Raw genomic sequence first — 22,870 nt, 5'->3', positions numbered from 1 at the left:
CCGGTGTGCCCTCCTCACTACGTAGCGAACTGCCTACGTAGCGGCAACGAGGTGAACCGTCAGGAGGTTATGCACAGGTTCGAATCCGTACCGGGCCCAGATCCGCTGGATACCGGTCTGGTGCGCCTGGGTGGTGACCACCAGGCGGCGCGTCGTGCACGCGTCCTCGACCGCGGCCAGCAGGTGGCCGTACCGCCCGCGGCCCTGCTCGGCCGGGACCACGCCGGCGAGCTGGATCTCGGTCCACGACGTCTCCTGGTCCAGCGCCGCCAGCGCAAGCACCCGCCGGTCCGGACCACGCAGTACGACGGCACCGGCCGCGGCGATCCGCCGCCGGGCCCACTCCTGCCGGCCGGCCAGCGCGAGCGCGCGGTCGAAGACCGGGTCGGAGCAGTAGTGGTTGCCGGAGTCGCCGAACACGTCCGCGACCAGGTCGTCCACGAGTTCGTCGTCGATGTCGTCCTCGACCTGGGCGGTGAAACCGGCCAGCGGCGCCGGCCGCCGGCCCTTCCCGACGGGCAGCGCCCAGCAGGTGACCGTGTCGGCGAGCAACGCCTGCCGCGGACCGTTCGCGAGCGCGGCGAACCAGGTCGTCTCGCGGGCCGGGTACCGCAGCACGATCACGTCGGCGGTCGACTTCTCGACGGCGGACAGTACCTCCGCCAGCGGCGTACCGGCGGACGCGGAGACCGACATCCGGTCGATCGAGACCCCGAACCGCTTCGCCGCGTCCACGGACGGCCGCACGGTCAGTTCACCGGCTTCGAGCGCGTCGTACCAACTCATAGGCCGCTGAGCTTACATGGAGTGATCCGGTGCGTTCGTGGCGCAATGGATTTCACATTAGTGTTACGACATGCGCGCGAGAGCGAGGCGGCGGGGGCCGCGGACCGCGGGGCCTTCCCTGTCCGGTCTGGTCGCCGGGTTGACCGTCGCGCTGCTGGCGATCGTGCTGCTCGCGTTGCACTCGACGGTGTTCGAGCTTGTCCGGTTCGTGCTGTTCACGGTGATCGTGGTGACGCTCCCGGGGTTCGCGCTCTGGCGGCTGATCGGCGGGTACGGACGCAACCTCGTCGAGGACCTGTCGGCCGGATTCTCGATCGGTACGGCGGGACAGGTGCTGGTGTACCTCGCCAGCGCGTCGATCGGCCTGCAGGCGTGGTCGTGGGTGTGGGCGCCGGTCGTCCTGGTGATCGCGTTCGTCGACAGCGACGCCCGCGCGCGGGTCTGGCGGCGGGTCGAGCGGCCGTTGCGTCCACTGCAGGCGTGGTTGCTCGCCGCGTCGACCGCGGTCGTCCTGCTGATCGTGTACCGGCGCGGTCCGGGACAGTTCCTCCCGGCGTACACCGATCCGCTCCGGGCGTACCCGGACCTCGCGTTCCAGCAGGCACTGGCGGCGAGCGCGAAGTACGACGTACCGATCAGGACCTTGTGGCTCGGTGGCGAGCCGATGAAGTACCACACGTTCTTCCACCAGGCGACGGCCGCGACGCAGTGGGGGACGCGGATCGACCTGACCGATCTGATCCATTCGCTGAGCTGGTTGCCGCTGTTCCTGGCCGGGTGCGGACTGGTGTTCGCGCTCTCCACGCGGCTCACTCCGACGGCGGAGTCCGGGGCGACGTGGGCCGGCCCGCTGGCGGTGTTCGTCGCCGGGCTCGGCGGGGCGGTACAACCGTTCGCGGGCGCCGGGCTGGGCGGGATCTCGACAGCGGTGGCGGCGTACCTGAGTCCGACGCAGAACCTCGGCGTCCTGATCGCGCTGGCGCTCTGCATCGTCGCGGTGGACCTGTTGCGGTCGGACGGGAGACCGCGCAGCCGGTGGGTCTTGTTGGTCCTGCTCGCACTGGTTGCCTCGGGGGCGAAGTCGACGATTCTCCCGGTGGTCGGTGCCGGGTTCGCGTTCGCGTTCCTGCAGTTGGGGCTGGCGAAGCGTCCGACGCGGCCGGCGTTCCTCGGCGGGCTGGTCACGTTGGTGGTGTTCGTGGCGGCGTTGATCACGATCTTCGGCGGCAGCACGTGGGGTACGGAGATCAAACCGTTCCAGACGTTCGTCCAACTGGCGCCGTACCCGCTGCTGGTCTCGAACCCGCACGCGCAGTTGTTGTCTGGGGCAACGACATTGCTGAGTTGGGCGCTGGCGGCGTCCGGACTGTTCTTCCTCGGGCGCAAGTGGCGCGACACCGGCGCGGTGTTCCTCGCGGGAGTCGCGGTCGCGGGGTTGCTCGGGACCTTGCTGACGTCGCAGTCGGGGGTCAGCCAGTTGTACTTCCTGCGGACGGCGTTCCCGGTCGTCGCCGTACTCGCGTCCGCCGGGCTGGCGCAGCTCGTCGGGCGACTCGAGGATCGGCGGGCCGCCGTACTCGTCGGATCCGCAGGGGTGCTCGGGCTGGCCGGGTTCGCGGTCGCGCGATCGGAGTCGGCGGAGCTGCCCGGGATCAAGGGAGCGTGGTTGTGGACGCTCGCTGTCGTGGTGATCGTCGCGGTGCTCGTGGCCGCCGGGTGGAAGGTGGCGCGGCGGCCGGGCAATTTCTTCGTGGCGATGCTCGGCGGGGCGGTCGCGGCCTGCATGATCGGGGCGGCGCTGGTGCCGCTGCAGGCACTCGTGTCGGACAAGGCGTCGAACCTGGTGTTCGCACATCCGTTCCGTGGTGGCGCGACGGCGGCGGAGGCCGGTGCCGCGCAGTGGTTGCGGCGGAACAGCAAGCCCGGTGAGCTGATCGCGACCAACGCGCACTGCATCATCCAGCGCGACGGCGTCTGCGACAGCCGGCACTTCTGGCTCGCGGCGCTGTCCGAGCGGCCGGTGCTGGTCGAGGGCTGGTCGTACTCGAACCAGGCGAACCGGATCGCGCTCGCCAACGACGGCAACCCGAGCCTGATCCCGTACTGGAACCGCGAGCAACTGGCCGCGAACGACGCCGCGTTCAAGGCGCCCTCCCCCGCGACCATCGACCGCCTGAAGCAGGCCGGCGTGCGCTGGCTGTACGCCGACAACCGCGCCGGCGAGGTCTCCCCGGCCCTCCGCAACTACGTCCGGCTGAGGCACGCGACGCTCGACGCCACCATCTACGAATTGCGGTGAGCTGAAGCTCAGGTGAGCCCCAGCAGCGCGTCTGCCACTCGTTCCCGGCCTCGGCCGTCGACCAACTCCCACCCCGCGCGGGCCAACCGGCCGCGTTCCGCGGGGTCGGTCAGCAGGCGCTTGAGGGTCTGATCGGCCGAGGTCGGGTCGTGCTGCAGCGCGCTCAGCAGACCCAGCCCGGCGGCCGCGCCGGTGTCGACGGCACGCTCGTAGCCCATCACCTGGTTGTCGACCACACACACCAGACCGGCCGTCGCCCCGAGGCACAGCAGCTCCCACGTCGACGTACCGGACGCACTGATCGTCAGATCCGCCGCACGCACCCGCGCGGCCAGCTGATCCGTCGGCCCGATCACGTGCAACTCCTGATGCGGCTGCAGCTCGACCTCAGCGATCCGCCGCGCCAGCTCGTCCCCCGGCGCGACCACGGTCGCCTCGAACGGCAGACCGGTCGCCGCCAGCGCCCGGACGACGTACGGACCGGCGCCGAACGCGTCCGTACCACCGAAGAACGCGAACACCCTCGGCACCGCGTTCTCCCGATCCGCGGGCGGCGTCGGCGGGCGCTGGTCGAGGATCTCGTCGCGCATCATCACGTACGGCAGACCGGCCAGCCGGATCGAATCCCGCGGCAACACGGGGTGGTCGAGCTCCGCCCCGAGGTTCTGGTCGACCAGCACATCAGCCTCGGCCCCACGGAAGTCGCCGTCGACGATCGCGACCGTGGGCAGCCCGCTCGCCCGCACGGCCCGGTACACCGACACGTCCAGGTCGTACGAGTCGAACACCACCGCATCCAGCCCGAGCTGCCCGAAGACCTCCACATGCTCATCCGGTTCGCCGACCTCGGGATGTACGTCGATCCCGCGCGCCGCAATCTGCCCGGCGGCCCACGGCACCCTGTCCGCGTCGCACACGAAGACCACCTCGACCCCGCGCCGCCGCAGCTCCTCCGCCAACGCCAGACACCGCATCACATGTCCGACCCCCGTGGCCGGCCCCACCTCGCACCGCACCCCAACGCGCTTCACGCCGACGACGGTAGCGGCTGTATATCCGTTTTCCCGGCACACTCTCGCGTGAGAATCGGCACCTGTGGATAAACTGGTGACACGTAGGATGAGTATTACGTGGGAGGATACGATGCGACTGAACAGCAAGGGCCAGGTGACGATCCCGGCCGAGCTCCGGCGCAAGCACCATCTCCACGAGGGGGACGAGGTAACAGTGATCGAGGCGAACGACGGTCTACGCATCGTGCGGGTCACGGACGCGGAGACCCGCGGGCAGCGGCTGGTGCGCGAGATGCGCGGCCGGGCGACCAGCGGGATGAGCACAGAGGAGCTGATGGAGCTGCTGCGTGGCGATTGACGGGATCGCCCTCGTCGACACCTGCGTACTGCTCGACATCCTGACCGACAACCCGAAGTGGGCCGCATGGTCGGCCGACGCAGTCGCGGACGCCCGGGACCAGGGCGAGCTGGTGCTCAACCCGATCGTGTACGCCGAGGTGTCGGCGGGCTTCGACCGGATCGAGGACGTCGACGCGGCCCTCCCGGTCAGCGACTTCCGGCGGGAAGCCTTGCCGTTCCCGGCCGGGTTCCTGGCCTCGCGCGCCTTCCTCGGGTACCGCCGTCGCGGTGGCACGAAGACGTCGCCACTGCCCGACTTCTACATCGGTGCCCACGCCGCGGTGCAGCGATACCACGTCATCACCCGCGATCCGCGCCCGTTCCGTACATATTTCCCGAGCGTACGTTTGATTACACCTGACTGAGACAGTGGATTGAGCAGGTCCTTCACCGGGCAGCTATTGTTTCGAGGTCCGCACCGCGTGTGCGCAGTTCGGAACTGTCCGTCAGAAGGGTCCCGCTCGCGTGTCAATCCTCACCGGCTCCGACATCCTGGTCACCGGCGGTACCGGGTCGTTCGGCCGGACGTTCGTTCGGCACGCACTCGAGCGGCTCGACCCGCGGCGGATCATCGTGTTCAGCCGGGACGAGCTGAAGCAGTGGGAGGTCCGGCAGCTGTTCGGCGACGACCCGCGGCTGCGGTTCTTCCTGGGCGACGTCCGCGACCGGTCCCGGCTGCTGCGGGCGATGCATCGCGTCGACTACGTCGTCCATGCCGCTGCGTTGAAGCAGGTGGACAGCGGCGAGTACAACCCGTGGGAGTTCGTGCAGACCAACGTGATCGGGTCGCAGAACGTGATCGAGGCGGCGATCGACAGCGGCGTGAAGCGGGTGGTGGCGCTGTCGACCGACAAGGCCTCCAGTCCGATCAACCTGTACGGCGCGACCAAGCTCACCGCGGACAAGCTGTTCATCACCGGTAACCACTACGCGGCGGCGTACGACACCCGCTTCAGTGTCGTGCGGTACGGCAACGTGATGGGCAGCCGCGGCTCGATCATCCCGAAGTTCCGCGCGCTGCACGCGGCCGGGAACTCGCTGCCGATCACCGACCTGCGCTGCACCCGGTTCCTGATCACGCTGCCGCAGGCGGTCGAGTTCGTCGTCGACTCGTTCGACCTGATGACCGGCGGCGAGCTGTACGTACCGCGGATCCCGTCGATGAAGGTCACGGACCTGGCCGAGGCGATCGCGCCCGGCGCGACCATGCACGACGTCGGTCTGCGCCCCGGCGAGAAGCTGCACGAGGAGATGATCAGCCCGGAGGAAGGCCGCCGCGCGGTCTCCCTCGGCGACCGGTACGTCCTGCAGCCCGACCTCGCCAGCTGGGGTTACCAACCCCCGGTCGACGGCATCCCGGTCGCCGACGGCTTCCACTACGCCTCGGACACCAACGACCAGTGGTACTCGATCGAAGAAATCCGCAAGATCCTCGAGATGGACTACTGACCGTGCTGCCGTACGGGCGTCAGTCGATTTCCGAGGAGGACATCGAGGCGGTTGCCGCGGTCTTGCGGGGAGACTGGTTGACCACGGGGCCGGCGGTGACGGCCTTCGAGGAGGCCATCTCCGCGGTGTCGGGCGGGCATCGCGCGGTGAGTTGTACGTCGGGAACGGCGGCCCTGCACATCGCGTACGCCGCCCTCGGCATCGGCTCCGGCGACGAGGTCATCACCACCCCGATGACCTTCGTAGCCACCGCCTCGTGCGCCGCGATGCTCGGTGCTCGCGTGGTCTTCGCCGACATCGACTACTCCACGGGACTGATCGACCCAGAGGCTGTTTCCGCACTGCTCACTGCTCAGTCCAAGGTCATCGCCGCAGTCGACTACGCCGGCCAATCCGCCGACTACCCCGCCCTGCAGTCTCTCGCCAACAAGGTCGGCGCAAAAACCCTGGCCGACGCGGCACACTCGGTCGGCGGCTCCGCCAACGGCCGCCCGGTTGGCGATCTGGCTGACATCACCACCATGTCGTTCTTCCCCACCAAGAACCTCACCACAGGTGAAGGCGGCGCCGTCGTCTGCAAAGACGAGAAGTTCGCGCAACGAGCCCACGAGTTCCACTTCATCGGCCTCGTCCGCGACCCGTCCCGCTTCGAGATCACCGACGAAGGACCGTGGCACCAGGAGGTCCACGAGTACGGCGTCAACTACCGCCTGACCGATCTGGGCGCGGCCCTCGGGCTGTCCCAGCTCCGCCGCCTCGACGAGTTCAAACGCCGCCGTACCGAGATCACCGCCCGCTACAACGCGGCGTTCGCCGGGGTGGACGGTCTGCGTACGCCGGTCCAGCGCGCCGGCGTCGACCCGATGTGGCACCTGTACCCGCTCCGCGTCCTCGGCGGCCGCCGGCGCGAGATCTTCGAGCGGATGCGCGCGGCCGGGATCGGCGTACAGGTCAACTACATTCCCGTGTACTGGCACCCGGTCTTCGCCCAGCAGGGATACCGACGCGGCCTCTGCCCCAACGCCGAACGCTTCTACGCCGAAGAACTCTCCCTCCCTCTCTACCCGGCCCTCACCGACGCGGACGTCGACCGGGTGATCGAGACCCTACTCAGTTTGGTTGGATAGCGTGACGGATGTGACCCGATCGAACCTGGTCGGTGGCGAACTGCTCAACTGGTCCGACCTGCACCCCGGCGACGGCCGTCCCGCGGTGTCCGGGCCTGCCGCCGCGGCCCTGCTGAGCGCCACGTTGAAACCCGACCACACAGTCCTCCTCGCCGGCCCGCACGCCGCCGACCTGGTCGCACTGGTCGCCTCCCAAGTCGCCTCAGTCGACCTCGTGGTCCGCTCAGCTCCCGACGCCGAAGAACTGGCCGAGCTCCTCGAGTTGTCGAAGGGCGAGGTCTTCTGCGGTTCGATCGACCGCTTCGCGGTGGACGAGAAGACCGGCAGTGGGTACGACGTGGTTGTGGCGTTGGACGGGCTCGAGCGCCTCGTCGGACCCGACACAACCGGCTTCAGCTGGGCGGACAGCCTTCAGCGGCTCGTTGGTCTGCTCAGTCCTGGCGGGACGGTGCTGTTGGGGGCCGCGAACGCGTTCGGGTTCGAGCGGTTGGTGCAGCCGGAGATCGGTGCGGCGCTTCCGCGGGACGAGGACTGGGGGCGGGACGTCGGGGACCGGGCACCGGCCGGCTTCAAGCGGGTGCTGGTGGCAGTTGAAGGCGCGGGTCTGACCGTCGCGCAGACGTACGCGGTGTTTCCCTCGTTGGTGCAGGCCGAGGTGGCGTTGACGGAGGTGGACGGGTTCGCCGCGGTGGTTGCCGCGCGGGCTGTTGCCTCGCGCAACGCTGGGCCGGTGCTGATGGACCCGTACCGGGTGGTGATGGATGCGGCCGACGCGGGGCTTGCGTTCGAGTTGGCGCCGGCTTGGTACGTCGTCGTCGGTGCGGAGGCGCCGCCAGTACTGCCGGAGGACGTCGTACCCGGTGGCGAAGGTGTCCTCTTGGAGGAACACCTGATGCTGGCCCTGCGCTGTGACGATCAGGCGGAGTTGCGCAGGGTGATTCCTTCGTATGTGGCTTGGTTGCGCACGGGCGGCGCGGGTTCCCCGGACAACGTGATCGTGGACGGAGGCTCGTACCGGCTGTTCGGGGCGGCTCAAGAGTTGGATGTTGTCGAGCATCTTCGGCGGTTCGCGGTGCGGGTGTTGGAAAGTGGCTGTCGGCAACCATGGCCGGCGGCGGCTGATCCGCAGGCGTTGACGGCGCGGCTGGCGGCGATGGCAGGGATCACCGTGCCGGAGCAGGAGTTCTCGCCGGACGAGGTGATCCGGCCGCGGGGTTCGGCCGAGCAACTGCGAACGATCGCGCGGCTGGCGGACGAGCTCGCGGATGCTAGTGCGCGCGCGATCCTCTTCGAAGGGACCGTCAGCGGCATCCGCCGGTCACGCCCGTACCGGATCGGACACGCCGTGCTGAACCCGGCGCGAGTGATCCGCCGGCGCTTGAAGCGCGTACTGACGAAGGTACGCCGCTGATGCACCACGCCAACCACTTCTACGGGCACGCCAACATCATGGCGACCTACGCCGGACTCGCGAAGCCGCCGCGGATCTGGGGGTACCTGCAGCACGGCTGGAACATCCTCGACGGGTTCGCGTACGGCACGAACTTCGCCCCCGGCGTACCGAAGTTCGTCTGGTCCGACAGCGTCCGCCGCCGCGGGCACGCGCTCGGGCTGCGCAACTACTCGGTGATCGGCTCCGTCTGGCTGTATCTGCTGAAGACCCACCCTGAGCTGGCGGTCCCGGACAAACGGGCCCAGGGCACCATTTTCTATCCGTTCCACGGTTGGGAGGGCCAGCACGTACTCGGCGACCACGGCCGGATCGTTGCCTCGATCAACGAGCACGAGACCGGCCCGGTGACGGTCTGCCTGTACTGGAACGAGTACGAGAAGCCCGCGATCCGCAACGTCTACAAGGACGCCGGTTTCCGGGTCATCACCCACGGCTACCGCGGCCTGCACTGGCGCCGTACCGATGCGAAGTTCCTGGTCAAACAGCTGAAGGAACTGCGCCGCCACCGGCGGGTCGCCTCCAACCGGCTCAGCTCGGCCGTGCTGTACGGCGCCTCGCTCGGCCTGCAGCCGGGGGTCTACGGTGATCCCATGGTGCTCGAGAACGAGCACCCGTCGTTCGGCGGTCAGGCGCGGATCAAGCGCTTGTGGCCGGAGATGGACCAGCCGTACGTACCGGCCGACGTCGCCCGTGAGTTCACCGACACCGAACTGGGCGTCGACCACGTCGCCGGACCCGCAGAAATCCGGGAGATGTTCCGATGGAACGACTGAAGATCGGCATCATCACGCAGGTACGCGTGACGAGTACGCGGCTGCCGGCCAAGGTCCTGCTGACGGTTTCCGGCCGGTCGTACCTGGAACACCACCTGGACCGGCTGGCCCGCACCGGGCTGCCGGTGATCGTCGCGACCACGACGAACTTCAACGACGACCTCGTCGTCCAGCTCTGCACCGAGGACGGTTTCCCGGTGTTCCGCGGCAGCGAGGACGACGTCCTCAGCCGGTTCGCCGGCGCGGCGCGCGAGCACGACCTGGACGGCATCGTCCGGGTCACCTCCGACTGTCCGCTGATCGATCCCGAGATCGTTGCCGCGGGCGTCGATCGCTGGCGGGCCGAGAACGACCCGGACCTGTACATCTCGAACTGTCTGGAGCGGACCTACCCGCGCGGCATGGACTTCGAGATCTTCTCCGCGGCCCGGTTGTACGACGCGGAGCAGAACGCCACGCTCACGGCGGACCGCGAGCATGTCACGTCGTACCTGCACCAGAACCGGTCCGGCGAGATGCGGTTGCTGAACCTGCCCTGGTCCGGCGGAGGATCGCAGTACCGGCTGACACTCGACACCCCGGACGACTGGAAGTTGCTCGACGTCCTCTTCGAGAACTTCGACGCCGACCAGCTGAACTGCGCCCAGCTGGTCAAGATTCTGGACGAACACCCCGAACTGGCCACGCTCAACGCACACATCGAGCAGAAGAAACTCGGCGAGTAGCAGGTTTCCGGCGCGGAGCTACGGCAGAATTGCCCGTGATGACCACCAACGATCCGGCCGGAGACTCCGCCGCACCAGTCGACGCCGCGCGGGCCAAGTCCTTCGGCGCCGTCGCGGCGGCGTACGAGGTGGGCCGGCCGACGTTCCCGGTCGAGGCGCTGAGCTGGATCCTCGGCCCGGGCCGCGGGCTGCAGGTGCTCGACCTCGGGGCCGGTACCGGCAAGCTCGCCGCGGTCGCCGCCGGGCTCGGTCACCACGTGATCGCCGTCGACCCGTCACCGGAGATGCTCGAGGTCTGCCGACGCCGGACCGGGATCGACACGATGATCGGCGCGGCCGAGTCGATCCCGCTGGCGCACGCGTCGGTGGACGCGGTGATCATCGGGCAGGCGTTCCACTGGTTCGACCACGCCCGCGCGCTGCCGGAGATCGCCCGGGTACTGCGGCCGAACGGCGTCCTCGGCCTGCTCTGGAACAACGCGGACACGGTGGTTCCGTGGGTCCGCAGGATCTGGCAGGCGGTGCAGGGCGACGGCTTCGGCGGCAGCGACCGGTTCGAGCCGCTGCCGATCCTGGAGCAGTCGAACCTGTTCACGATGATCGAGCAGGCCCGGTTCCGGCACTGGCACGACCTGGACCGCGGCGGCCTGCGGCAGCTGGCCCAGTCGCACTCGCGGGTCGCCGTGCTCAAGGAGTCGCGGCGCGACCAGGTCCTGGAGCAGATCGACCTGATCTACGACCACACCGCCCGCCCGCCGGAGCCGCTACGGATGCCGTACCTGACGGACTGCTTCCGCGCCCACCCGAGCGAATTCGCCAACTACCGCCGCACCATGGACGGCCCGGTCGCGCCGCACCTTTAGAACTTTTTGGTTGCGGTAGGTCACAAACGCGCGACTTGCGGCTAACGTGCACCTGGTTCGAGTCCGTTCAAAGGGGAACTCATGAGCGAGGAGATGGTGCGCGAGCGTGACGCCCGCGCCTATCAGGCGGTGCACGACGCGGCCGACTTCACCGAGCTGAAACGGCGCTACAAGAACTTCGTCGTACCGTGGACGATCGCCTTCATGGCGTGGTACCTGGCGTACGTCGCCTGCAACAACTGGGCGCGCGGCTTCATGAGCCACAAGGTGATCGGCCATGTGAACGTGGCGCTGATCTTCGGCCTGCTGCAGTTCGTGTCGACGTTCGTGATCGCGGCGCTGTACGGCCGGTTCGCCAACCGCAGGCTCGATCCGCTGGCGCACGGCCTGAACGCCAAGTACAAGAGGGAGCGTCGCCGGTGAACCCCCTGCTCGTCCCGTTGACCTTTCCGTTGGCAGCAGAACCGGGGAACCGGGCGCTGACCATCTCCCTGTTCACCGCGGTCGTTGCCGTGACGCTGTACATCACCTGGTGGGCGTCGCGGCAGAACAAGACCGCGGCCGACTACTACGCCGGCGGCCGCTCGTTCAGCGGCGCGCAGAACGGCCTCGCCGTCGCCGGCGACTACATGTCCGCGGCGTCGTTCCTCGGCATCTCCGGCCAGATCGCGCTCTACGGGTACGACGGTTTCCTGTACTCGATCGGCTTCCTGGTCGCCTGGCTGGTCGCGCTGCTCCTGGTCGCCGAACTGCTGCGGAACTCGGGCCGCTTCACGATGGCCGACCAACTGGCGTTCCGGATGAAGCAGAAGCCGGTCCGGACCGCGGCCGCGACCTCGACGATCGTGGTCTCGATCTTCTACCTGCTGGCCCAGATGGTCGGTGCCGGTTCGCTGGTCGGGCTGCTGCTCGGGGTGAAGAACGAGGGCCTGAAGGCGGCCGTGATCATCCTGGTCGGCGCGCTGATGATCATCTACGTGACGATCGGCGGTATGAAGGGCACCACCTGGGTGCAGATCGTGAAGGCCGTGCTGCTGATGGCCGGTACGGTCGTGATCACGTTCCTGGTGCTGCTGAAGTTTCACTTCAACATCTCCGAGCTGCTCGGCTCGGCGGCGTCGAAGTCCGGCAAGGGCGAATCGTTCCTGCAGCCGGGTCTGCTGTACGGCAAGGACCTGACCGGCCAGATCGACTTCCTGTCCCTCGGCCTCGCGCTGGTCCTCGGTACGGCGGGACTCCCGCACATCCTGATCCGCTTCTACACCGTGCCGGACTCCCGCTCCGCGCGGCGCTCGGTGCAGTGGGCGATCGGCCTGATCGGCGTGTTCTACCTGATGACGCTGGCCCTCGGGTTCGGCGCGGCGGCCCTGCTGAGCACCGGCAAGGGATCGGCGGTGGCGGAGTCCAAGGGCAACGTGGCCTCGCCGCTGCTGGCCGAGTCCGTCGGCGGTGGCGCCGGGTCGCTCGGCGGGGCGATCCTGCTGGCGCTGATCGCGGCGGTCGCGTTCGCGACGATCCTCGCAGTGGTCGCGGGCCTGACGCTGACGTCGGCGTCGTCGTTCGCCCACGATCTGTACGCGAACGTCATCGCGAAGCAGAAGCCGACCGAGAAGCAGGAGCTGCGGGTGGCGCGGTTCGCGGCGATCGGGATCGGTGCGGTGGCGATCGCGCTGGCGATCCCGGCGCAGAAGCTGAACATCGCGTTCCTGGTCGCGCTGGCGTTCGCGGTCGCGGCCTCGGCGAACCTTCCGGCGCTGCTGTTCAACCTGTTCTGGAAGCGGTTCAACACCTCGGGCGCGGTGTGGAGCATCTACGGCGGCCTGATCTCGGCGGTCGTGCTGGTGATCTTCTCGCCGGTGGTGTCGGGCAACGGTGAGAAATCGATGATCACCGGCGCGGACTTCCACTGGTTCCCGCTGTCGAACCCGGGCATCGTGTCGATCCCGCTGGGCTTCCTGTTCGGCGTGCTCGGTACGTACCTCGGCAGGGACAAGTCGAGCGAGTCGCGGTACAGCGAATTGACCGTCCGGGCGTTCACCGGCGCGGGCGCGGAGGGTGCCGCCAAGCACTGACGAAGTACCACTCGAGGGCCGGCTCGCGGGACGCGGGCCGGCCCTTTTCGTTGTGCCCGAGCCGTTGACGCCTTCTGACCGGTGCCGTAACAATGAGCCACACGCAACGCAAGAAATGAGCAAGTCGGCGAAAGTTTTGAACTCTTCCCCTGTTCCGCCCACCAGGAGAGGTTCCCATGCGCATACCCCGATGGCGGTTCCTGACCGCCCTGCTGGCCGCGAGTCTCGCTGCCGCACCACTCGTCCCCCCAGCACACGCCGCCGGACTGGCCGGTGCCAATCTCGCGGCCGGCAAGCCGGCGTCCGCCAGCAGTGTCACGCAGAACTATGTCGCGGCGAACGTGACCGACGGCGACCAGAGCAGCTACTGGGAAAGCGCGAACAACGCCTTCCCGCAATGGGTGCAGGTCGATCTCGGGTCGACCGTCGCGACCAACCAGGTCGTACTGAAACTGCCGACCGTCAACTGGGGTGCCCGCGACGAGACGCTCGCGATCCAGGGCAGCACCGACGGGCAGAACTTCACCGACCTGTCCGCGTCCGCAGCCCGCACGTTCAGCCCGCCGGGCAACACCGTGACCGTCAACTACGGTACGGCGACCACGCGGTACGTCCGGGTCCGGATCACGGCGAACACCGGCTGGCCCGCCGGACAGCTGTCCGAGCTCGAGGCGTACGGGCCGGCGACCGGTGACACCCAGGCTCCCACCGCCCCGGGCAGCCTGGCCTACACCGAGCCCGGCGCCGGGCAGATCAAGCTCACCTGGAACGCGTCGACCGACAACGTCGGCGTCACCGGGTACGACGTCTACGCGAACGGCCAGCTGCGGACCAGCGTCACCGGGCTGACCTACACCGACAACCAACCGACCAACGTGTCGGTGTCGTACTACGTCCGCGCGAAGGATGCTGCGGGCAACCAATCGCCGAACAGCAACACCGTGACCAGGAACGGCAGCGGCGGACCGGGCAGCAATCTCGCCCTGCACAAGCCGATCACAGCGTCCGGGTACACGTTTTACCTATGTTCCGGGCAACGCGAACGACGGCGACGTGACGACGTACTGGGAAGGAAACGCCAACCCGGCGACGCTGACGACCCAGCTCGGTGCGAACGCGGACGTCAGCTCGGTCGTCGTGCGGTTGAACCCGGATCCGGCTTGGGGTGCGCGGACGCAGACGTTCTCGATCCTCGGACGCGAACAGAGCTCGTCGACGTTCACCACGATTGTGGGACCGGCCAACTACTCGTTCGATCCGGCGACGGGCAACTCGGTCACGATCCCGGTCAGCGCGCGGGTTGCCGACGTGCGGCTGAACTTCACCGGGAACACCGGCGCACCGGCCGGGCAGGTGGCCGAACTGCAGGTGCTCGGCGTACCGGCACCGAACCCGGATCTCACGCTTTCCGGAGTTTCCTGGACACCGACGTCGCCGGTGGAAACCGATGCGATCACGGTCCGGGCGACGGTGACCAACGGCGGCAACGCGGGCTCAGGCGCGACCGCTGTGAACTTCTACCTCGGTAGCACCAAGGTCGGTACGGCGGCGGTCGGTGCGCTCGCGGCCGGCGCCTCCACGACGGTCAGCGCCTCGATCGGGACCCGGGACGCGGGCTCGTACGCGTTGAGCGCGAAGGTCGACGAGGACAACACCGTCATCGAACAGAACGACGGAAACAACACGGCAACCGCTGCCGGTCCGCTCGTCGTCACTCCGGTCGCCAGCTCGGACCTGGTGGCCGCTGCAGTCAACTGGACGCCGGGCAATCCGTCCGCCGGAAACTCCGTCTCGTTCTCGGTTTCCTTGAAGAACCAGGGCAGTGTCGCGTCGGCGTCAGGTACGCACGGGATCATGCTCACGGTGCTGAACGGTAGTTCCGTGGTGACGACACTGACGGGCACGTACAACGGATCGATCGCGGCCGGCGCGACCACTCCGGCTGTTGCTCTGGGCAACTGGACCGCTGTGAACGGGCGGTACACGGTGCGCGTCGTACTGGCGGACGACGCCAACGAACTCCCGGTGAAGCGGACCAACAACACGAGCGAGCGGCCGTTCTTCGTCGGCCGTGGCGCGAACATGCCGTACGACCACCTCGAGGCCGAGGACGCCGCGGTCGGTGGCGGCGCGACCGTGATCGGGCCGAACCGGACGATCGGCGACCTGGCCGGCGAGGCGTCCGGGCGGCGCGCGGTGACGCTGAACAGCAACGGCGCGTACGTCGAGTTCACCACGCGCGCGGCGACGAACACCCTCGTCACGCGGTTCTCGATCCCGGATTCCGCGGGCGGAGGTGGGCAGTCGTCGACGCTGAGTGTGTACGTGAACGGGACCTTCGCGAAGACGTTGCCGCTGACCTCGAAGTACGCCTGGTTGTACGGCGCCGAGGCATCGCCGAACAACTCGCCCGGATCGGGACCGGCGCGGCACATCTACGACGAAGCGAACCTGATGCTCGACCAGACGTACCCCGCCGGGACGAAGATCCGGCTGCAGAAGGACCCGTCGAACGGTACGACATACTCGATCGACTTCGTCGACACCGAGGCGGCTGTTGTGGTCCCGAATCCCGGTGCGGGGTTCGTGACGCCGGCCGGGTTCACGCAGCCGGACGTGCAGAACGCGCTCGACAAGGTGCGTCAGGACGGCACGCTGCAGGGTGTCTACCTGCCGCCGGGCGACTACCAGACGTCGTCGAAGTTCCAGGTGTACGGGAAGGCGGTGAAGGTGGTCGGAGCCGGGCCGTGGTTCACCCGGTTCCACGCGCCGGACACGCAGGAGAACACCGACATCGGTTTCCGGTCCGAGGCGTCGGCGAACGGGTCGACGTTCAGCGGATTCGCGTACTTCGGGAACTACACGTCGCGGATCGACGGGCCGGGGAAGGTGTTCGACTTCTCCGGGACCACGAACATGACCATCGACAACATCTGGGTCGAGCACACGGTCTGCCTGTACTGGGGTTCGAACACCGACACGTCGACGATCAAGAACTCCCGGATCCGCGACACGTTTGCCGACGGCATCAACATGACGAACGGGTCGGCCGGGAACACCGTCAGCAACAACGAGGCACGCTCCACCGGTGACGACAGCTTCGCGCTGTTCAACGCCACGGACAACGGTGGCGGCGAAGTGCGGGACAACGTCTTCGAGAACCTGTCCGCGATGCTGACCTGGCGGGCCGCCGGGTTCGCGGTGTACGGCGGGACGAACAACGTCTTCCGGAACCTCTACGCGGCGGACATGCTGACGTACCCGGGGATCACGATCAGCTCGCTGGACTTCGGCATCCCGATGAACGGTTTCGGCGCGACACCCCCGACCCAGTTCCAGAACGCGTCGGTGGTCCGCTCCGGCGGGCATTTCTGGGGCAACCAGACGTTCCCCGCGGTGTGGGTCTTCTCGGCGTCGAAGATCTTCCAAGGCATCCGGGTGAACGACCTCGACATCGTCGATCCGACGTACTCCGGAATCATGTTCCAGACCAACTACGTCAACGGCAGTCCGCAGTTCCCGATCGCCGACACGATCTTCACCAACACCACCGTCACCGGAGCCCACAAGTCCGGCGACGCCTTCGACTCCAAGTCCGGCTTCGCCATCTGGGCCAACGAACTCCCCGAACCCAACCAAGGCCCCGCCCGCGGCGAGGTCACCTTCACCAACCTGACCCTCACCAACAACACCACCGACATCCAAAACGCCACTACAACCTTCACCATCCACCGCAACTAACCACCGTCACTCCGCCCCACCCAGCCGTCGAAGAACCGCCACACACCCGAAGCCCTCCCTTCACCGGCGACCCGCAACACCAACAACCCGGGGAGTGCGCCCATCCGCCCGATGCGCGCGCTCCCCTTCCCCGCTCGCCCCAACCCCGCCACACCAGCCCCCACGTACGAACTCCTACTCCGTTTCGGCGTTCGCCCACGTACGAGCTCCTACTCCGTTTCGGCGTTCGCCCACGCGGTCCAGGCAGGTGCACCCGACGCTGCACTCGACCCACCACCCGCGCCGACAACCGACCCACAGCGGGCGCCGGCGACGTACCAGCTCCCGCTCCGCGCGACGCTCCACCACGCGGACCGGACTGATGCGCACCGACGCAGCACTCAACAGACCACCCGCGCCAGCGGCCCCCGACCCACAGCAGGCGCCGGCGACGTACCAGCACCTGCTCCGCCCAACGCTCCACCACACGGTCCGGACGGAGGCGCCCAGACCCGCACTGAACACACCACCCGCGCCGACAACCGACCTACGGCGCACGCAAGCGACCTACCAGCACCTGCTCCGCACGACGCTCGACCTACAACGGACCCGAGCGACGTACCAGCACCCGCTCCACGCGACGGCAGACCACGCATGCGCACCGACGCCGCACTCAACACACCACCCGCGCCGACAACCGATCTACGGCGCTCGCAAGCGACGTACCAGCACCCGCTCCGCACGACGCTCCACCACGCGGACCGGACGGGCGCGCCCCGACGCAGCACCCGACACACCACCCACGCCGAGAACCCACCTAGAGCGGGCGCCGGCGACGTACCCGCTACCGCTCCATGCGACGCTCGACCACGCGGTCCGGGCGGGTGTGCACGGACGCTGCACTCGACAGACCACCTGCGCCGAGTTCGACCTGCAGCGGCGGGCGCGCCGGGCAGGACAAATGGGACCGGACCAGCACACTGCACTGGGCATATGCGGGCAACCGCCCCACGGGCGAGCCCGACCTGAACGCGGCCGGGGTGGGTCAGACTGTGGTGGCGGCTTCGTTCCAGGGGTTGGTGGGGGTGGGTGCTGGGCCTTCGGCTGATGGCTTGTGGTGGTCGGGCGGGAGAGGTTCGCCCCAGATCGCGAGGTAGGTGGCGGCACGTACCGCCTGCTCGTCCTCACTGTCCGTTCGCGGGTTGGGGAACGATCGACGTGCGGCGGTACGGCGGTGAGATGGATCGTCGGAGGGTACGTCGCTCGTGGGCGATCGGCCGACGTCCGAGCGTTCGGGTGGCGACGACAGTGGTGACGTGATGTCAGGAGGCGGTGCCTGGCGGGGTGGCGGGTCGGCCCAGGACGGTCGAGCTACGTGTACCTGGTCGTTGGTGATGGTGATGTGCCAGTGACCGTTGTGTACGTCAGTGTGATGCCGGCGGCAGAGCAGGGCCAGGTTCCACACGGCGGTCACCCCGCCGTCGATCCAGTGGATCACGTGGTGGGCGTCACACATCACAGGCGGGGCTCCGCAGACCACGCAGCCGCGGTCGCGGGCGTTCAGGGCGCGACGCATCCCTTTGGTGACCAGGCGTTCGCAGCGGCCGACGTCCAGTGGTTCGGACCTGGAGCCCAGCACGATCGGGATGATATTCGCGTCGCACGCCAACCGCCGGATCGCCGCCGCGGACAGACCGTTGCTGTACACGGTCTGCCCGATCGCGTCCGCGGTGGCGGCCTTCAAGTCGTTCAGGTCGATCGTGACGGTGATGTTCGCCTTCGCCCCGAACCCAGGCACCACCTCACGGCAGGCCCCGATCCCCGACTCCCCCGCAGCTGAACCCGCCACAGCGCCGTCCAGCTCCACCGACACAGCCTCACCGACAGCTGCCCGACTGGTCGTCGGAGCCACGCCCATCCCGCGGGCAGTCTCAGCACCGGCCGCTGCCACACCGTCCGCCTCAACACCGAGCGCCTCAACACCGAGCGCCTCAACACCGTCCGCCGCCACACCGAGCGCCTCAACACCGAGCGCCTCAACACCGAGCGCCTCCGCACCGAGCGTCTCCGCACCGAGCGCCTCCGCACCCGAACCCCTCGCCGCAGTGCTGTCCGGCTCGACCGACGCACCCTCACCGACAGCTGCGCGACTGGTCGTCGGCGCCACGCCCGTCCCGCCGGCAACCTCAGCACGGACCTCGGCCACACCGAGCGACTCCGCACCCGAACCCGTCGCCGCAGAGCCGGCTGCCCGACTGGTCGTCGGGGCCACGCCCGTCCCGCCGGCAGTCTCAGCACCTGCCGCCGCTACACCGATCGCCTCAACACCGAGCGACTCAACACCGAGCGCCTCCGCACCGGAACCCCTCGCCGCAGTGCCGGCCGGCTCGACCGACACAGCCTCGCCGACCGCTGCGCGGCTGGTCGTCGGGGCCACGCCGGTCCCGCCGGCAGTCTCAGGACCGACCGCCGCAACACCAACACCCGCCGCCGCCGCACCGATCGCCTCCGCACCCGGCACCCCAGTACACGCTGCTGCCGAACGTGCTCCGGCCGTACTCGATGCCGCCAGGCCCGTCGCCGCCGGATCCGATTCCGCCGCATGCGCTCCCGCCGTGCGCGTTGGCGCTGTGCCCGTTGGCGCTGTGCCCGTTGGCGCTGTACCCGTTGGCGCCGTACCCGTTGGCGCCGTACCCGATGGCGCCGTGGCCGCTCCCGTCGCACCCGTTGCCGCCGCACCCGCTTCCGCCGGACCCGATGCCGCCGTCGCCGCTCTGGCCGGACCCGCTCCCGCCGAGGCCGCTGCCGCCGCACCCGTCGCCGCCGCACCCGTCGCCGCCGCACCCGTCGCGGCCGCACCCGTTGCCGCCGTGGCTGCTGCCGGTGTGGTTGTTGGGGCTGCGGCTGGCGTGGGGGTTGTGGAGCGGGGGATGGTGGGGGACGGGGTGCCTGCGTCCAGGGCGGTGGCGGCGAGGGTTAGGGCGGTGGTGAGGGCGTCGGCCTGGCGTTTTTCGCGGGGGCGGGGGTCGGGGTCGCCGTCGAGGGTTTTGTGGGGGCGGGCGCCGGTGGTGATCAGGGAGCGGAGGAGTTCGGCGTTCTCGTTGGCCAGGAAGCCTTTGAACTTCACACCGTGGTCGATCGAGGACAGGGTCAGGGACTCGCGGGCGGCGGCTTTGCGTTCCTCGGGTTCGGGGCCGTCGGTGTCGAGGATGTCGCGGGCTTGGATCGTGGCCTTGCGCAGCTGAGTCGGGGGGAGGTGGGTGAGGCGAGCCAGCTCGCGTTCGGCGAACTCCAGATCCGCGACCGGGACGGTGGAGGGAGTCTTTTCGAGTTCGAGGACGATCGCTTCAGCCTGGGCGGGGCGCAGTTTCACCTCGTCTAGTTGTGCTGAGATCGCCGGGTATTTCGGCAGGGCACGGGCGAGTTGGAGGTCGCGTTGGGCGCGGTAGTGGTCAAGGCGGTAGCGATACTCGATGAATTGGCGGGTGTCGCGGGCACCGACGCGTTCGGCGTACCCGGTCTTGTCCAGGGCGGCGATCAACCGCAGGCGACGGGTCGACACAACAGCCAGGTCAGCGTCGGCCTGGTCGAGAGCGCGCACGAGCTCGTCCTCGCTCATCACCTCCGGCGCCTTATCCATGCCCAAGACTCTAGACAAGCCCTCCGACAGTTTTCAAGGCCAGAACCCCTTTAAAACAAAGGAATCTGTTGTCCACAACTGTGGATCTTGCCTCAGGCAATCAAACCCGGCGCAGGTTCGTCCACTGAGCTTCTTCACGCGTCAGCAACGGCCGCGCGGTGGGAGTCAGGGCGTGGAGGGCTGTGCCCTGGGCTCGGTGGGTGGTTATGAGGCCGGCGGCCCGCAGGATCCGGGTGTGATCTGAGGTGGAGGCCAGCGAGATGCCCAGGCGGCGGGCGAGTTGGGTTGTGGTGGCCGGGTGGGTGAGGGAGCGGAGTACCGCGGCTCTCGTGCGGCCGAGGAGGTCGGCGAGCGCGTCCGTGGCGGTGGGCTCGGTGTCGGCGTCCAAGTCGGTGCAGGGGTAGACAAGGACGGGACGGCGGTCGGGGGCGTCCATGGCCAGGCAGTTCGTGACCAGCGGGGACGGGTACAGCTCGAGGCCGCGGCCGTTCAGGTGGATGTCGGCGGTCCAGTTCTCCACAGGGCTGTACGTCGTCAGCACAGGACTGCTCCACTCGACGTCGGGATGCAGCGACGACAGGAGGGCGTCGATTCCGCCGTGGAGCAACGTTTGTGAGCGGATGCCGAGGTCGGCGCCGTAGCGGCGTTGGAGTTCGGCTGACGACGGCACGAGCACCTGTTCGTGGAAGTCGCGGACCGCATTTCCCAGTGCACGGCGCGACCCTGCGCGGCCTTCCAGCAGACCGCGCATGTACCGGTCGATCTCCGGTGGCAACCACGGTTCGAGTTCGTCGCGGATGACGTCGGCCGGCGTCTCCATCAGCGCTTCGACCGCGGGTTCCAGCCCGGACACCGAAGGCGTCAGGAAGTCCGGGAACAATCCGCCGGGCGAGATCAGCTTGAACAGCGGCCGCATCGACCCCTGCACGCGCGGCGCCGCCGTACGACGCCAACGCCGTACCCCAGGCGCCACCGACTGCTCCCCCAGCGCCCGCGCCGCGAGCGCGGCCTCCCACAGCGGGTGCGGCTCGACCGGGAACGTGACACGGCCGACGTCCGCCGCGGTGAAGTGGACCCGGATCATCTCCCGATTGTGACGGCCGGGAAGCCCCGCGCCCAGACCTCTTCGGCCAGAACCGAATCCGGTCGCGACGCCCCGCGGCACTCTCCGACCCTGGCCGCATGAAACGTCTCGCGCTCGTCACCGCCCTCCTGCTCCTCGCCGCGCCGACCGCCAACGCGACCTCGGTCCACCGGCCGACTGAGTACGTCGTCTCGACCACCCCAGGCGACACCCTCGAAGGGATCGCGGTCACCCGGGACGGGACGATGTACGTGACCAGCGTCGGCACCGGCGCCGTCTACCGCGGCAACACCCGCTCCCCGCAGCTCACTCGGTTCCTTCCACCCGGAAGCGACGGCCGTACGTCGGCCACCGGCATCCACGTCGACCGGTGGGGCCGCGTCCTGATCGCCGGCGCGAGTACGTCGAAGCTCTTCCTGTACGACGCCCGCGGCCGCCTGCTCGACGTACAGCAGGCAGCGGACGGCTCGTTCCTCAACGACTTCACGATCGCCGGCGACGCGGTCTACGTCACGGACTCCGCGCACAACCAGCTCTGGCGGGCACCGCTCACCCGCAGCGGACTCGGCAAGCTCGAACCGTGGATCACCCGCGACAAGATCCAGCCCACGCCGTACTTCCTCAACGGCACCGTCACTGACGGCAAGGTCCTGCTCGTCGGCGAACAGGGCCAGGACGTCACGTACCGGGTCGACCTACGGACGAAGCAGGTCAGCGTCGTCAACGTCCCGAACGGCATCCTGTCCGGCGACGGTTACCTGCTCGACGGACACCGCCTGTACGTCGTCTACAACGCCGGCGGCGGGAAGTACGTCACCCGCCTAGCGCTGCTGAACGACGATCTCACGACCGCGACGCTGATCGCCGACTCGAGTCTCGGCGCGGCCGGTGCCACCCCGACGACCATCGCCCGCGACCGGGGCCGGCTGCTGTGGGTGAACAGCCAGCTGGACATCGCACCCGGTACGCCGCCGTACACCGTGAGCGTCGTACCGAGTCTGCGTTAGAGGTCGTCGGTCACCCGGGCCAGTACCGCGCCCGCCTCCAGGACGAGCTTGCGGTCGGCGTCGTCCAGGCGGCTGAGCAGTTTGGCGAGCTCGTCGGCCGCCTGCCGACCGGACGCCTCGACCGTCTCGGCGCCCGCGTCGGTCAGCACCACCGCGGTCGCGCGGCCGTCGACGGGGTCCGGTTCGCGCCGGACCAGGCCGGCCTCCTCCAGGCCCGCGACCGTGGTGGTCGCGGTCGGCTGCGAGCAGGGCACCCGGCTGGCGATCTCACCGATCCGGATCGGCTGCTCGTCGGCGATCAGCATCAACGCCAGGAACTGGGTCGGATGCATCGCCGTGGTGGTCCGGTTCCGGCGCAGATGCCTGACGATCCGGTGCATGCTGACAAGCAACTGCAGTGCTTCCTGCGCCATCGTGATCACCTCCGTCGGGAAGCGCCATCCTGGCACAGCCATCCAAA

Annotated in this window: 18 protein-coding genes and 2 pseudogenes; 15 read left to right on the top strand and 5 right to left on the bottom strand. The window is 68.6% G+C overall.

Annotated features, from left to right (window positions below; all coding sequences use genetic code 11):
• Positions 1 to 33 precede the first annotated feature (33 nt).
• A complete protein-coding gene (locus FB475_RS18150) occupies positions 34 to 786 on the bottom strand; it encodes a GNAT family N-acetyltransferase (protein ID WP_141857414.1) in 753 nt (250 codons plus the stop codon).
• A gap of 70 nt (positions 787 to 856) precedes the next feature.
• On the opposite strand from FB475_RS18150, the gene FB475_RS18145 reads away from it, so the two are divergent.
• Positions 857 to 3,085: a hypothetical protein gene (locus tag FB475_RS18145; protein WP_141857413.1), complete on the top strand. Its 2,229-nt coding sequence runs from the start codon at positions 857 to 859 to the stop codon at positions 3,083 to 3,085.
• A gap of 8 nt (positions 3,086 to 3,093) precedes the next feature.
• Here the strand turns inward: FB475_RS18145 and FB475_RS18140 are convergent, their stop codons facing one another.
• Positions 3,094 to 4,116, bottom strand: coding sequence for a PseG/SpsG family protein (locus FB475_RS18140; protein ID WP_238332204.1), 1,023 nt, complete (start codon positions 4,114 to 4,116; stop codon positions 3,094 to 3,096).
• Between the two features lie 112 nt (positions 4,117 to 4,228).
• On the opposite strand from FB475_RS18140, the gene FB475_RS18135 reads away from it, so the two are divergent.
• The 13 genes and pseudogenes from FB475_RS18135 to FB475_RS18085 all read left to right on the top strand — a co-directional run bounded on the left by FB475_RS18135 (position 4,229) and on the right by FB475_RS18085 (position 16,700).
• On the top strand, positions 4,229 to 4,456 hold the full coding sequence (locus FB475_RS18135) for an AbrB/MazE/SpoVT family DNA-binding domain-containing protein (RefSeq protein WP_141857411.1): 228 nt from the start codon (positions 4,229 to 4,231) through the stop codon (positions 4,454 to 4,456).
• On the top strand, positions 4,446 to 4,862 hold the full coding sequence (locus FB475_RS18130) for a type II toxin-antitoxin system VapC family toxin (protein WP_141857410.1): 417 nt from the start codon (positions 4,446 to 4,448) through the stop codon (positions 4,860 to 4,862). The genes FB475_RS18135 and FB475_RS18130 overlap by 11 nt, the downstream gene beginning before the upstream one ends.
• 100 nt (positions 4,863 to 4,962) lie before the next feature.
• Positions 4,963 to 5,946, top strand: coding sequence for a UDP-N-acetylglucosamine 4,6-dehydratase (inverting) (gene pseB, locus FB475_RS18125; protein ID WP_141857409.1), 984 nt, complete (start codon positions 4,963 to 4,965; stop codon positions 5,944 to 5,946).
• A gap of 2 nt (positions 5,947 to 5,948) precedes the next feature.
• Positions 5,949 to 7,073: a UDP-4-amino-4,6-dideoxy-N-acetyl-beta-L-altrosamine transaminase gene (pseC, locus tag FB475_RS18120; RefSeq protein ID WP_141857408.1), complete on the top strand. Its 1,125-nt coding sequence runs from the start codon at positions 5,949 to 5,951 to the stop codon at positions 7,071 to 7,073.
• Positions 7,074 to 7,083: 10 nt separating this feature from the next.
• Entirely contained in the window at positions 7,084 to 8,484 is a 1,401-nt protein-coding gene (locus FB475_RS18115) for a hypothetical protein (RefSeq protein ID WP_238332203.1), read from the top strand.
• A complete protein-coding gene (locus FB475_RS18110; RefSeq protein WP_141857407.1) occupies positions 8,484 to 9,299 on the top strand; it encodes a hypothetical protein in 816 nt (271 codons plus the stop codon). Before FB475_RS18115 ends, FB475_RS18110 begins: the two co-directional genes overlap by 1 nt.
• Positions 9,287 to 10,024, top strand: coding sequence for a cytidylyltransferase domain-containing protein (locus FB475_RS18105; RefSeq protein WP_238332202.1), 738 nt, complete (start codon positions 9,287 to 9,289; stop codon positions 10,022 to 10,024). Before FB475_RS18110 ends, FB475_RS18105 begins: the two co-directional genes overlap by 13 nt.
• Before the next feature lie 38 nt (positions 10,025 to 10,062).
• Positions 10,063 to 10,887, top strand: a complete 825-nt coding sequence (locus FB475_RS18100) for a class I SAM-dependent methyltransferase (protein WP_141857406.1) — start codon at positions 10,063 to 10,065, stop codon at positions 10,885 to 10,887.
• An 81-nt stretch (positions 10,888 to 10,968) separates the two neighbouring features.
• Positions 10,969 to 11,310 (top strand): DUF485 domain-containing protein, encoded by a 342-nt coding sequence (locus tag FB475_RS18095; protein WP_141857405.1) that lies wholly within the window; start codon positions 10,969 to 10,971, stop codon positions 11,308 to 11,310.
• A gap of 5 nt (positions 11,311 to 11,315) precedes the next feature.
• Positions 11,316 to 12,959, top strand: coding sequence for a solute symporter family protein (locus FB475_RS18090; RefSeq protein WP_202878439.1), 1,644 nt, complete (start codon positions 11,316 to 11,318; stop codon positions 12,957 to 12,959).
• Between the two features lie 176 nt (positions 12,960 to 13,135).
• Positions 13,136 to 13,564 (top strand): annotated as a pseudogene (locus FB475_RS37635) (discoidin domain-containing protein); the annotation flags it as partial.
• Positions 13,565 to 14,012: 448 nt separating this feature from the next.
• Positions 14,013 to 14,264 (top strand): annotated as a pseudogene (locus tag FB475_RS37630) (galactose-binding domain-containing protein); the annotation flags it as partial.
• A gap of 3 nt (positions 14,265 to 14,267) precedes the next feature.
• Entirely contained in the window at positions 14,268 to 16,700 is a 2,433-nt protein-coding gene (locus FB475_RS18085) for a CARDB domain-containing protein (RefSeq protein WP_238332293.1), read from the top strand.
• 1,024 nt (positions 16,701 to 17,724) lie between these two features.
• On the opposite strand, the gene FB475_RS36825 is transcribed toward FB475_RS18085, so the two are convergent.
• The gene (locus FB475_RS36825; RefSeq protein ID WP_185759293.1) at positions 17,725 to 20,319 is read right to left on the bottom strand and encodes an HNH endonuclease signature motif containing protein; all 2,595 of its coding nucleotides are present in this window, start codon (positions 20,317 to 20,319) and stop codon (positions 17,725 to 17,727) included.
• A 100-nt stretch (positions 20,320 to 20,419) separates the two neighbouring features.
• Positions 20,420 to 21,403, bottom strand: a complete 984-nt coding sequence (locus tag FB475_RS18065) for an ArsR/SmtB family transcription factor (protein WP_141857403.1) — start codon at positions 21,401 to 21,403, stop codon at positions 20,420 to 20,422.
• Between the two features lie 98 nt (positions 21,404 to 21,501).
• Here FB475_RS18065 and FB475_RS18060 point away from each other — a divergent pair, with 98 nt between their 5' ends.
• The gene (locus tag FB475_RS18060) at positions 21,502 to 22,410 is read left to right on the top strand and encodes an NHL repeat-containing protein (RefSeq protein WP_141857402.1); all 909 of its coding nucleotides are present in this window, start codon (positions 21,502 to 21,504) and stop codon (positions 22,408 to 22,410) included.
• On the opposite strand, the gene FB475_RS18055 is transcribed toward FB475_RS18060, so the two are convergent.
• Positions 22,407 to 22,865, bottom strand: a complete 459-nt coding sequence (locus FB475_RS18055; RefSeq protein WP_238332201.1) for a MarR family winged helix-turn-helix transcriptional regulator — start codon at positions 22,863 to 22,865, stop codon at positions 22,407 to 22,409. The two genes, FB475_RS18060 and FB475_RS18055, sit on opposite strands and share 4 nt — an antisense overlap.
• Between the last annotated feature and the right edge of the window lie 5 nt (positions 22,866 to 22,870).

This window comes from Kribbella jejuensis (assembly GCF_006715085.1).
GTDB lineage: Bacteria > Actinomycetota > Actinomycetes > Propionibacteriales > Kribbellaceae > Kribbella > Kribbella jejuensis.
Note: the sequence above shows the minus strand (reverse complement) of the source record. Positions and strands in the feature narration are given on the sequence as shown.